Annotated in this window: 7 protein-coding genes; 5 read left to right on the top strand and 2 right to left on the bottom strand. The window is 68.4% G+C overall.

Translation table 11 applies throughout. The features are described 5' to 3' along the window. Window positions 1-37 precede the first annotated feature (37 nt). Window positions 38-2698: a M1 family metallopeptidase gene (locus ACH0CP_RS14815; protein ID WP_294444967.1), complete on the bottom strand. Its 2661-nt coding sequence runs from the start codon at window positions 2696-2698 to the stop codon at window positions 38-40. Between the two features lie 155 nt (window positions 2699-2853). Next, the gene (locus ACH0CP_RS14810; protein ID WP_406875772.1) at window positions 2854-5037 is read right to left on the bottom strand and encodes a TonB-dependent receptor; all 2184 of its coding nucleotides are present in this window, start codon (window positions 5035-5037) and stop codon (window positions 2854-2856) included. Between the two features lie 139 nt (window positions 5038-5176). On the opposite strand from ACH0CP_RS14810, the gene ACH0CP_RS14805 reads away from it, so the two are divergent. From ACH0CP_RS14805 to ACH0CP_RS14785, 5 genes are all read left to right on the top strand, one after another. Further along, window positions 5177-7645, top strand: a complete 2469-nt coding sequence (locus ACH0CP_RS14805) for a PepSY domain-containing protein (RefSeq protein ID WP_406875771.1) — start codon at window positions 5177-5179, stop codon at window positions 7643-7645. Window positions 7646-7785: 140 nt separating this feature from the next. Continuing rightward, a complete protein-coding gene (locus ACH0CP_RS14800; RefSeq protein WP_406875770.1) occupies window positions 7786-9141 on the top strand; it encodes an amidohydrolase family protein in 1356 nt (451 codons plus the stop codon). Beyond that, window positions 9134-10267 carry a dipeptidase gene (locus ACH0CP_RS14795; protein ID WP_294444927.1) on the top strand — a complete coding sequence of 378 codons (1134 nt, stop codon included), beginning with the start codon at window positions 9134-9136 and terminating at the stop codon, window positions 10265-10267. The genes ACH0CP_RS14800 and ACH0CP_RS14795 overlap by 8 nt, the downstream gene beginning before the upstream one ends. After that, window positions 10264-11154, top strand: a complete 891-nt coding sequence (locus ACH0CP_RS14790; RefSeq protein WP_294444928.1) for a bile acid:sodium symporter family protein — start codon at window positions 10264-10266, stop codon at window positions 11152-11154. The genes ACH0CP_RS14795 and ACH0CP_RS14790 overlap by 4 nt, the downstream gene beginning before the upstream one ends. Then, window positions 11151-12074, top strand: coding sequence for an ornithine cyclodeaminase family protein (locus ACH0CP_RS14785; RefSeq protein ID WP_294444929.1), 924 nt, complete (start codon window positions 11151-11153; stop codon window positions 12072-12074). Before ACH0CP_RS14790 ends, ACH0CP_RS14785 begins: the two co-directional genes overlap by 4 nt. Window positions 12075-12076: the final 2 nt, after the last annotated feature.

Here is a 12076-nt window from a genome sequence, read left to right as displayed (position 1 = left end):
CCGGCTTACGGCCTGCAGGTGCCTCGCCTCAACCTGATCACCGTGCTCGCATCAACGCCGTCCCGATCTCCGCCGACTTCGCATCTCGAAGCGCGCCGCACAGGCGGATGCTTTCCAGCGTGCGTTCGTAATCGAGGACGCCGGTGCCGGCTTCGCGGATCTTGCTGCCGACCGCTGCATCAATGCGCGCGGCGCGGTCGACGCCGCATTGCATCGTGAAGGACTGGGCGAGGCGGCCGGCGAAGATGCCGTTCGCGTTGCCGAGCAACGGCTCGATGTTGGCGATGATCCAGTCGCCGGTCATCGCGACGGTGCCCGATGCATGCGCGAGGCGAAGCAGCATCGTCGCACGCTCCAGCGAGCGCAGGCGCGGGTCAGTGAAGCCGAGCGCCCAGGTGGCGATTTCCGGCTGGCCGCTGTCGGCGACCGCGGCCAGTGCGGCGCTGCGCACCACGGGATCCTCGCTGGTGAGGCCGAGATCCATGATCTTCTTGGCGGCGGGGAGGCCCCCCTGCTGGACGATCGCGGCGAAGCCATCGGCGAGATAGGTCGGGTCTATCGCGGCCTTGTCGCCGGCGATGTAGCGCTGCGCCGCGGTGGAAAGCTTCGCCCGCACGGCCTTGTCCGCCGCCTCGCGCGCCAGCAGCGAGACGAGGTCCGCGCGCAGCTTCTGCCGGTCGGGATCGTCCTTGGCATAAGCGCCCGCCGTCGGATCGAAGCCGAGTGCTGCGAGACGCGGGGCAAAGGTGCGGTCGAGATAGGCGCGATAGGCGGGCACCGCGGCGGCGGGGATCACGCCGCGGCGGTTCAGCCCGGCAAGCCGCTGCGCGCCGTCGAGCGCGGCGTTGGAATCAGGATTGGCGGCAAGCGCGGCGGTGCCGGCGAGCAGGCGGGGCGCGTCCATCCGGCCGGCGCGGAACGCGGCCCACAGGCTGTCGCTGGCGGCGATCGCCTCTGCGCCAGTCATCGTCGGGAACGTCGCGATCAGGCGGTCCCAGTCGGCGGGCTCCAGATCGAAGCGGTAATAGCCGGTGCCGCCCGCATTGGGCATCAGCGCGGCGTTGCCGGCGGGCGCGTCGATCACCGCCGACGGCCCGTCGATCAACGTGCACTTCCGCGTCGCCGCGACGCTGTAGCAGAAGGGCACCGTCCAGCGCGTCGGCTGCGGCGCCTGGCCGATGAAGGTGTAGCGCGACTGGCTGGCGACGAGGCGATTGCCGTCGCGCTTCAGCGTGATCAGCGGCACGCCCTGCTGATCGACGAAGCTCTGCATCGCGGTCACGACGCGCGGGTCCTGCGCCGCGTCGGCCAGGCTCTTGAAGAAGTCAGCCGTCGCGGCATTGCCATAGGCGTGGCGCTTCAGGTGCAGGCGCACGCCGTCGCGGAACTTCTCGTCGCCGAGATAGCCGGCGATCATCGCGATGACATGGCCGCCCTTGCCGTAGGTGATGCTGTCGAAGGCGGAATCGATGTTCGCATTCTCGGTGATCGGCTCATGGATCGGGCGGCCAACCGTGAGCGAATCCGTGTTCATTGCGGAGAAGCCGTCCTCCAGCCCGCCGACGCCGATGTTGAGTTCCGGCCGCCATTCGCCGCCGATGCGAAAGCCCATCCAGTTGGCGAAGCTTTCGTTCAGCCACAGATCGTCCCACCAGACGGGGGAGACGAGATCGCCAAACCACTGGTGGGCAAGCTCATGCGCCACCACCATGCCGAACACCTTCTTCTGCGACACCGGCGCATCGGGCGCGAGCGCGATGATACCGTCGCCGTAGATGTCGGCGCCGGCATTCTCCATCGCGCCGGGCATGATCGGCGAGCCGATCTGGTCAAGCTTGGGGAAGGGGAAGGGGGTGCCGAAATAGCGTTCCAGCAGCGTCACGATGCGCGGCGTTTCAGCCTGCACATAGGCCGTCTTATCCTTCAGCGGCTGGGTCAGCGCGATGCCGAGCGGCAGCGGCTCGGCACGCTCCGGCGTCGGCGCGATCGCCTCGACCTGGTGCACGAACGGACCGGTGACCAGCGCGACGAGATAAGTGGGAAGCGGACGGGTGGCGGCGAACTGGTGCTTCTCCAGCGCGCCGGCGCGCGTCACGCCTTGCTCGGGCGCGTTGCTGATCGCCTTGAAGCCGGGATCGGTGGTAATCGAGATGGTGAAGGGCGTCTTGAATCCCGGCTCGTCGAAGCTGGGGAAAGCGGCGCGCGCGTCAATCGATTCAAACTGCGTCCAGCTATACCATTGGTCGCCGACCTTGACGCGGTAGAGGCCCGACGCGTTGTCGCCGAAATTGCCGGTCCAGTCGAACACCAGGGTGACGGCGCCGGCGGGCACCGGCTGCGCGAAATCGAGCTGCGCAGTGCCGGTCTTGTCCACCTGCGTGAAGGTCGCCGGGATCGTTCGCCCGCCGACCCGCGCCGATGCCTTCACCTTCAGGTCGCGGCCGTGGAGGTAGAGCCGGGTGGTCGGCGCCTTTACCGTCACGTCGATCTCGCCGTGTCCGGAGAAGCCGGGCTCCTTCGGCTGGATCGTGAAGTCGAGACGATAGGCTTTGGGGGTGGCGGCATCCGATAGCCGGCCTTTGGGTGCAGCCGGATCGGCGGTGGTCGTGGGGGCGGCGGTTGCCGGCGCGGCTGCGGTTTGCGCGCCTGCCGTGGAGGACAGCAAGGCCAGGGTGGTGGCAAGCAAAATGGCGCGCATGGAAGCTCCGAAAACCAGATCACGACGATCGGTACGGCGCGGAGCTTCCGCCAGCAAGCATCCGTAATGACTATTGCGGCCAGATTGTCGCCGCTTGCCGATTATCGATGGGCCCGCGGCCATGATGCGGCGCGCCGGCGACGGTCAGCGGCAGATCAGAAGCGCATATCCCAGCCCAACGTAAACGTGCGCCCGCGGCCGGCGAAGAAGGCGAGGTTGTCGTTCGGCAGCCGCGTGTCGCTGTTATAATCGATGTAGAAATTGTCGAAGATGTTGTGCGCGCTGAGCGTGAAGCCGCCGATCCCGGTCTGGTAACGGATCGATGCGTCCGTCACGTTATAGCCCGCGAAATTGTTGCGCGGGTCGGGGTTCGCCTTTCCGCGGAAGTTGCGTGAGAGGTAATATTGCGTCTGCACGCGTGCCATCACCGGGCCATTGGCGTAATCCACGGCGAGGTTGAGCCGGTCGGGCGAGATGTTGGTCCCGTCGAGATCGGTGTCGACCACCCCGTCGGGTGCGCGGCTGTCGCTGTCATATCGACCGAGGATATGGGCATAGCCGGTCGATAGGCGCAGGCCCTTCAGCGGCATGGCGACGCCCAGGTTTACCTCCAGGCCCTGGATCTCGACCCGCTGCCGCTGCACCTCGAAGATGCCGTTGCCGAGCGCGACGAGCACCTGGCCATTGTCGCTCGACGACCAGAAATAGGTCGCGCTGGCATCCAGCGGCCCGCGCTTCACCTCGACGCCGACTTCGCGGTTGTTGGAGATGACGGGATCAATCGCGCGGAAGCTGCTGAGATCAGTACCGGGCACGCTCACCGCGCGGGTGATGCGGCCGATGTCGGCCATGGTGAAGCCCTCGGCATAGCTTGCATACGCGCGGATGCCGCTGACCGGCTCCAGGATCACGCCGCCATTCCACAGCACCTGATCGAAGCCGGGTTCACCGCCCTTCACCGCCACGCCGCCGAACGTCGCCGGGTTGCGCCCGTCGTACGTGGTGGAAGCGAGCGTGTGGTAATCGTCGATGCGGACCTTCACATTCTCCCAGCGCGCGCCGCCGGCCAGGCGCATCTTGCCGTCAAACAGCTTGAGGTTCGCCTGCGCGAAGGGCGCAAGGCTGCGGAAATCCGCCGGGGGCACCCAGATGCGGTTGGTGGCGATCAGCCGCTGCTCTGTCTTGTCCCACAAGGCGTCGAAGCCAATCGTCGCGACCAGCGCCTCGAAGCCGGGGACGGCGCGTTCGTAGCTCGCGCGGGCGCCGATCTTGCGCGACCGGTTTTCGGACTGATCGAACAGCGTATTGAGCGGGGCGATCGCCGGATCCTGGAAGGTGGCGATCGGCGCCAGCTCGCCGCCGAACGTGTCGTACGTGCGGTTGAAGAACAGCTGCGCGGTGAGATTGCCGCCCGCGACATCAGTGTCGGTATAGGATAGCGACAGTGCCTCCGCGCGGTTCGCCGCCGGCTTGCCGGGCGCGTCGCCACGCACCGCACTGGTCGGGAGACCGGTGGCGCGGTTGCCCGGCAGCGCGACATAGTCGCCGTCGCCGTTCAGCTCGTAGCGGTTGGCGATAAGGTCGAGGCGTCCGGTGCTGCCCAGTTCGACGCCGAAGCGGCCGAAAAGATTGTAGGCGCGCGAATCCTGCGTTTCGCCCTGCGTCAGGTTGATCCCGATCCGCCGGTTCTCGGCATCGTAGAAGACGCCGCGCCGCTCATAGGAGGCGCCGACCGTCGCGTCGAAGATGCCGGACTTGTACTGGACGAGGCCCGCCGCCTTGCCGCCGAGCGAGTTGCCTTCGAACCCGTCCGCCGCCGTGCCCTGCAGCAGGACACGGCCTGTGATCCCCTCGGCCCGCGGGGCGCCGACCGTCACCTGGTTGACGATGCCGCCGGTGCCGCCGACGCCCTGCAGCGCGTTCGATCCGTAGATCAGCTCCACGCGGTCGATGAAGAAGCCGTCGATGGTGAAGCCGTCGCGGCTGCCGTCGCGCAGCGGCGTGGTCTGTGGGATGCCGTTGATCGCATAGAGCGGCGAGCGACCACGCAGTGTCTCGCCCGCGCCCGAAAGCTTGCCGCGCGTGGGGGAGAAGCTCGGCGTCAGGACCGCGACGGCATCGGTGATGCTGCCGGAAATGGCGATCTGCTGATCGAGCGTGGTCTTTTCGATGACGTCGATGGTCAGCGGCAGCGCGTTGGGCGGCAGGATCGTGCGAGCCGCGGTCACGACGATGTCCTCGTCGGCCACGGAGCCGTCCGGATTACCCTGTGCTTCGGCTGGCGCCTCGGGAGAAGCAGCCGTCTCGGCCAGCGTAGACTGCGGAATCGCGACCGCCATGACCGCGGCGCTGCTCCACCAGATGCTCCGCAAACCCGCCGTCATTGCCACGCTACATGCCCCCCGCATTGACCAGAATGGAGGCGGCGCCTAACGCGAGTGCTTCGCAATAACAAGCTTAATTGAGAACGATTCGCGAATGGGCCGTGCGCTGCTCTTCCAGGTCCATTGGTTCCTCGGCATCACCGCGGGGCTCGTGCTTGCCGTGATGGGTGTGACCGGCGCGACGATGAGCTTCGAGGCGGAGATCCTCGAGGCTGCCAATCGCGGCATCATCACGGTCTCGCCTTCATCCACGCCGCCGCTCACCGGGCCGCAGCTTATCGCCCGCATCGAAGCGCAGCGGCCCGATATCCGCATCTCGCGGCTGATCGTGGAGCGTGATCCGACGCGTGTCGCGGTGGTCCGTTACACCGAGGGCGGTTCGAAGAAGCGTGAGCGGAGCTACCTCGATCCCGCCACCGGGCAGATGCTGGGTGAACCACGCGGCGAGGCCTTCTTCGAAACGATCAGGTCGGTACACCGCTGGATGGCGCTGCCGGGTGACGGCAATGGCTTCGGCCGGCGGGTCACCGGCTTTGCCGCGCTGTCGCTGATCTTCTTCGCCCTGTCGGGGCTTTATCTGCGCTGGCCGCGCCGCCCGCTCGACTGGCGCAGCTGGTTCGTGCTCGATCTGCGCAAGACCGGGCGCAACCTCTATCGTGCGCTGCACACGGTGATCGGCAGCTGGCTGATCCTGTTCTACCTCATCAGCGCCGGCACGGGACTGTGGTGGTCCTACGGCTGGTATCGTGACGGTGCGCAGCGGCTGCTGGCGCCGGCGCGCGCCGAGGTCGCCCGTGCGATGCCGGTGAGCGACGAGCCCGCGGACCTGCGCGTCGCGTGGCGCGGGTTCGAGCGGGCGACCGGCGGGCGCAGCTATGAGCGGATCACTGCCAGCGTGCGCGATCACGCCGTCGAGTTTCGTGCCAAGCTGCCCGGCGCGCGGCACGATCGCGTCTCGGACGAACTGATGATCGATGGCACCACCGGCGCGGTCATCTCCCACGTCCCTTATGCGGATCGTCGCTGGGGCGAGGACCTGGTCACCAGCGTCTATGAACTGCATCGCGGCGCCTATTGGGGGATGCCGGGGCGGATCGCGATGACGCTGAGCAGCCTCACGATGCCGCTGTTCACCATCACCGGCTTCCTGCTCTACTTTGCGCGGCGACGGCGCAAGGCAGCGCTGAAGGCCATATCGGCGCAGGTGCCTGATGGTCCGCCGGCGGCAGGCGTGACGACGATCGTCGCATTTGCCTCGCATACCGGATCGGCCGAACGGATCGCGCGGCTGACGGCGCAGGCCCTGCCAGATTCGGCCGTCCTGCCGATCGCCGCGCTCGATACAGGCCGGATCGCCAGCGTCGGTCGGCTGCTGATCGTCGCCAGCACCTATGGCGAAGGCGAGCCGCCCGATGCGGCCCGAGGCTTCGCGCGGCAGCTGCAAGAGGCGCCCGGTGACTTCTCGCATCTCCATTACGCCGTGCTGGCGCTGGGCGACCGCGAGTATCCGGACTTCTGCGCCTTCGGCCACCAGGTCGACCAGTGGCTCCACGCTGGCGGGGCCGAGCGGTTGTTCGACGTGATCGAGGTGGACGACGAGGATGCGGGCGCGCTGCGCCAGTGGCAGCAGCAGCTCGCCGGCCTGGGCGCGCGAACCGACCAGCCGGATTGGGCGCCGGCGGAGCTTGGCGATTGGCGCCTGGCGGAGCGGCGGCTGCTCAACCCCGGCAGCAGCGGCGGCGCCGCGTTTCATGTCGCCTTGATCCCACCCGCGGGCGAGCCCGCCTGGGCCGCGGGCGATATCGTGGAAATTCTGCCGCAGCAGGATCCGCGGCGCGTGGATGCCTTCATCGCGCGCCACGGACTTAACGACACGCCGGCTCTGCGCGCGCAGCTGGCGACGCGAATCCTGCCGCTCGACGAGCCACTGCCGATCGATATCGACACGCTGAAGCCGCTCGCGCACCGCGAATATTCGATTGCCTCGGTCGCGCCGTCCGGCCGCGTCGAACTGATCGTGCGCGAGTGCCAGGCCGCGGACGGCTTTGCCGGCCTCGGCTCCGGCTGGCTCACCGCCGGCGCGCCGATCGGTGGTATCGTGAAGGCGCGGGTGCGAAGCAATGCGGCCTTCCACGCGCCGGAAGACCCGGCGACCCCGATGATCCTGATCGGCAACGGTACGGGCCTTGCCGGCCTGATGGCGCATCTTCGCCAGCGTGCCGGGACGCTAGGGGCTGGGCCAGCCTGGCTGTTCTTCGGCGAACGCCATCCGGATCATGACGACTTCCATGCTGTGGAACGGCAGCGGCTGCAGTGCGCGGGCGTCCTCGCCGCGAGCCACACCGCCTGGTCCCGCGGCGTGCCCAGGCGCTACGTCCAGGATGCGCTCGCAGACGCTGCGCCGATCGTGCGCGATGCCGTCGCGAACGGGGGCGCGATCTACGTGTGCGGCAGCATGGTGGGCATGGCCTCGGCGGTCCACCATGTGCTCGCGGAGATGCTGGGCGAGGATGTGCTGGAGGCGATGCTCGCCGAGGGCCGCTATCGCCGCGACATCTACTGATCGCTCCACGGGGCCCGCGCGCCATTTTCAGGCGTCAATTGTCCGCAAGACGACACAAAGCGCTTGTCCTTCGCCGCGGAAGCCCGAAGAAGGCCGCCGGGCTGGGGCGATGACGCAAGGGGGGGGAAGGGATGCGGTTGATGAGGCGTGTGGCGGCAATGGTCGCCATGGCGGCGGGCGCTGTCGTGACGGGCGGGGCGGCGCCAGCCGAGCCCGCGCCGCCGGCGACCACCGTCTATCGCCATGCAACCGTGCTCGATGGCACCGGCGCCGCGCCGCTGCGCGACATGGCGGTGATCGTCCGCGGCGACCGCATCCAGCGGGTCGCGCCCGACGCCCAGCTCGCGCGCGCTCTTCCTGCCGGCGCGACGATCGTCGACCTCAGCGGCCGCTACCTTCTTCCCGGGCTGATCGACAGCCATCAGCATGTCGCGACGCCGCCCAATCGCCGCCGGGCCGAGGCGCTGATGCGCCGCGATCTCTACAGCGGCATCACCGCGACGCGGATCATGGCGGACGATCTTCGCGCCGTCGCTGAACTGGCGCGCGCCGCGCAGGTCGCGGAAATCGCCTCGCCCGACCTCGTCTATGCCGCGTTGTTCGCTGGGCCGAGCTTCTTTGACGATCCGCGCGTGCTCGCCGTCAGCGCCGGGGTGAAGCCGGGCGAGGGCGCCTGGATGCAGGCGATCGATGACCGCACCGATCTGCCGCTCGCAGTAGCGCGGGCGCGCGGCACGGGGGCGAGCGCAATCAAGGTGTACGCGAACCTCCCCGCGCCGCTCATCGCCCGCATCACCGAAGAGGCGCACCGGCAGAAGATGCAGGTGTGGGCGCACGGCATGGTCTTCCCGACGCCCCCGGCCGATGTGATCGCCGCCGGGCCGGACGTCGTCTCGCACAGCTGCTACCTCGCCTATCAGGCGGTCGACCAGCGGCCGCAAAGCTATCAGCAGCGCGTGCCGATCGATCCGGCGCCGTTCCTCGCCGGTCGCAACCCGGTGATGGCGTCGCTGTTCGCGGACATGCGCCGGCGCGGCATGCTGCTCGATGCGACATTGCGGGTCTATCAGGAGGGCGAGGCGCGGGCGCGCGCCGGGGGGCCGCCGGCTTATTGTTCGCTCGATCTCGCCGCCGCACTGACCGCCCAGGCGCACCGCGCCGGGATCGAGATCGCCGCCGGCACCGATGGGGATACCGGCGCGGGCGCGCCGTACCCCGGCCTGTTCGACGAGCTTGAGCTGCTGGTGCGCAAGGCCGGCTTCACGCCGGCGCAGGCGATCCGCTCCGCAACGCTGGTCGGCGCCAAGTCGATGGGCCGCGAGGATGAGATGGGCACGATCGCGCCCGGCAAGCTCGCCAACCTCGTCGTTCTCGCGCGCGACCCGCTGGCCGACATCGCCAACATGCGTAGCGTGGTGATGACCGTGAAGCGCGGCCGCGCCTATCCGCGCGAGGACTTCCGCGACGTGACTGAAGAGGAGCTTGGCCGTGATTGATCGCCGCACCGTTCTTGCCGGGCTCGTCGCGGGCAGCGCCTCGGGCGCCGTCGCACAGACCCGGAAAGCGCCGGCGCGCGACATGCTGATCGTCAATGCGCTGGGCGGGTTCAGCGATCCCAATGCGCCGCGGGGGCAAGGCGCGGTGCCGGCGGAGGAGCGCGCGCTGCTGAGCGACCGGGTGGTCAATGATGCGCGCGCCTCCGGCATGGACGCGATCAACATCACGCTGGGCCATGTCTCCGGCGCCGGCGATCCGTTCGAGGCGACGGTTCGCGACATCGGCATCTGGGATCGCCGCATCCGTGCGCGCCCCGATGCGCTGGCCAAGATTCACACCGCGGCCGACATGCAGCGTGCCTATGCGGCGGGGCGGATCGGCGTCATCTACGGCTTCCAGAACACCACCATGCTCGGCGATGATGCGTCTCGCGCCGACACGTTCGCCGATCTTGGCGTGCGGGTGATTCAGCTGACGTACAATCCCGCCAATGCGGTTGGCAGTGGATCGATGGCCCCGGAGAACGGCGGTATCACGCCGTTCGGGCGCGAGGTGATCGCCCGGCTCAACGCCAATCGCGTGATGGTAGATCTGTCGCACAGCGGGGAGCGCACTTGCCTTGAGGCGGCGCGGCTGTCGGCACAGCCGATCTCGATCAACCACACCGGCTGCCGCGCGCTCACCGACATGCCGCGCAACAAGACCGATGAGGAGTTGCGGCTGGTCGCCTCGAAGGGCGGGTTCGTCGGCATCTATTTCATGCCGTTCCTTAACCCGTCGAGCGTTGCGAGCGCGGCCGACGTGGTCGCGCATATTGAACATGCGGTGAAGGTCTGCGGCGAGGATCATGTCGGCATCGGCACCGATGGCGGCACGACGGCGGTGGACGACATCGCCGCCTATCGCGCCGCGATCCGGCAGGAGATCGCCGAGCGCAAGGCCGCTGGCATCTCCGCGCGCGGCGAAAACCCGGATACCTTGCCGTTCGTCGAGGATCTGAGCGGGCCGACGCAATATCGCCGCCTGATTGCCCTCCTCGAACAGCGCGGCCACAAGGCGGCGCGGATCGAGAAGATCATGGGCGGCAACTTCCTGCGCTACGCCCGCGACGTGTGGGGCGCATGAGCCCGGAGCTCATCGCCTTCGTCAACCAGCTGCTGGTGCCCTGCGGGCTGGCGCTGATCATGTTCAGCATGGGGCTGACGCTGGCGCCGCGCGACTTTGCCGGCATCCTGCGCGGCGGGCGTGCGGTGGTTGCAGGCTTCGGCATCCATCTGCTGGTGCTGCCGCTGCTCGGCCTTGGAATCGGCCTTCTGTTCCGCCTGCCGCCGGAACTGGCGCTCGGCCTCTTCATCGTCTCGATCTGCCCGGCGGGCACCACGTCCAACGCGCTGACGTTCGTCGGGCGCGGCAATGTCGCGCTGGCCGTGGTGCTGACGGTGATGACCAGCATCGTCACCGTCTTCACCATTCCGCTCTTGCTGCGCTGGGCCGTGCCATGGTTCCTCGGCGGCAGCGAGGCGGCGGTGCCGCAGCTCGACGCGCTGGCGACTATGGCGCAGCTTGCGCGGATCACCTTGCTGCCGATCGCCGCCGGCATGATCGTCCGCCGCTTCGCGCCCGATGCCGCCGCTGGCATCGCTCGCCGGCTGCGGCCCACTGCGATGATCGTGCTGGTTGCGGTGATTGGCTTTTCGGTCGCGGTCAGCTTCGAGATGGTGATCGCAAACCTCGTCGCGGCGACGCCCGCGATCTACGCGCTGAATATCAGTGCCATGGCGTGCGGGCTGCTCGCCGGGCGCTTGCTGCGCCTCGACACGCGCGACCGGATGACGCTGGCAATCGAGACGGGCGTGCAGAATGCGACGCTGGCGCTGTTCCTGACGCTCACCGTCCTCGGCAGCCTGCCGATGGCGGTGACGCAGAACATCTACGGCGTGGTGATGCTGCTCAACGCGACATTGCTGATCCGCCTGTTCCGCCGGCGGATCGCCAGGGAGGCAGAGGCATGACGGTCCGCATGATCACCGCCGCGGAGGTGAGCGAACGGCTGACCTATGACGTCGCGATTGCGCTGGTGCGCGAAGCGATGGAGGCGCTGTCGGCCGGGCGGACGCGCCAGCTGCTGCGCGGCATCATTGATCTCGATGGCGAGAATGCGTTCGGCGTCATGCCGGGATCGCTCGACGGCGGCGCGTTCGGTGCCAAGCTCGTCAGCGTCTTCCCCGGCAATGTCGCGCGCGGCGGCCTGTCGCATCAGGGGCTGGTGATGATCTTCGATCCCGCCACCGGCGCGCCCCGCGCGGTGGTCGACGCGGGCGTGCTGACCGCGATCCGCACCGCCGCCGCGTCCGCTGGTGCGACCGAGGCGCTTGCCCGGCCGGACGCCAAACGGCTGGCGGTGTTCGGGACCGGTGAACAGGCCCGCCGCCATATCGAGGCGCTGCGCGCAGTCCGCAGTTTTAGCGAGGTGATCGTCTGGGGCCGTGATCGCGCGCGGGCCGAGCAGCTCGCGACGGAGATGGATACGCGGGCCGCTTCATCGCCGCGCGAGGCAGTCGCGGAGGCTGACATCATCTGCACCGTCACTGCCGCCAGCGAGCCGTTCCTGTTCGCTGCCGACGTTGCGCCGGGCACCCATATCAACGCCGTCGGATCGAGCCGCGCCGGCCCGGCGGAAATCGCCAACGATCTCGTCGTACGATCGCGTTTCTTTGCCGATCACCGAGCGGGAGTGCTGAGCCAGGGCGCCGAGTTCCTGAACGCCAAGGCGGCCGGGCTGGTCGGCGACGATCATGTGCTGGGCGAGATCGGCGAGGTCTTCGCCGGCACGCTCCCCGGCCGTGTCACGGCAACGGACGTGACGCTTTACAAGTCACTCGGCAGCATCGTGCAGGATCTCGCCTGCGCAGCCTGGCTTGCCGCCGACTGAGC

Origin of the sequence: Sphingomonas sp. 179-I 2A4 NHS (assembly GCF_045369135.1) — a bacterium.
Lineage (GTDB): Bacteria > Pseudomonadota > Alphaproteobacteria > Sphingomonadales > Sphingomonadaceae > Sphingomonas.
This window is presented reverse-complemented; position numbering and strand designations above follow the sequence as displayed.

What these genes read in the sequence shown, in the direction of transcription:
- ACH0CP_RS14815 (WP_294444967.1), bottom strand. Translation starts at nt 2,698, where the DNA reads ATGCGCGCCATTTTGCTTGCCACCACCCTGGCCTTGCTGTCCTCCACG.
- ACH0CP_RS14810 (WP_406875772.1), bottom strand. Translation starts at nt 5,037, where the DNA reads ATGGCGGTCGCGATTCCGCAGTCTACGCTGGCCGAGACGGCTGCTTCT.
- ACH0CP_RS14805 (WP_406875771.1), top strand. Translation starts at nt 5,177, where the DNA reads ATGGGCCGTGCGCTGCTCTTCCAGGTCCATTGGTTCCTCGGCATCACC.
- ACH0CP_RS14800 (WP_406875770.1), top strand. Translation starts at nt 7,786, where the DNA reads ATGAGGCGTGTGGCGGCAATGGTCGCCATGGCGGCGGGCGCTGTCGTG.
- ACH0CP_RS14790 (WP_294444928.1), top strand. Translation starts at nt 10,264, where the DNA reads ATGAGCCCGGAGCTCATCGCCTTCGTCAACCAGCTGCTGGTGCCCTGC.
- ACH0CP_RS14785 (WP_294444929.1), top strand. Translation starts at nt 11,151, where the DNA reads ATGACGGTCCGCATGATCACCGCCGCGGAGGTGAGCGAACGGCTGACC.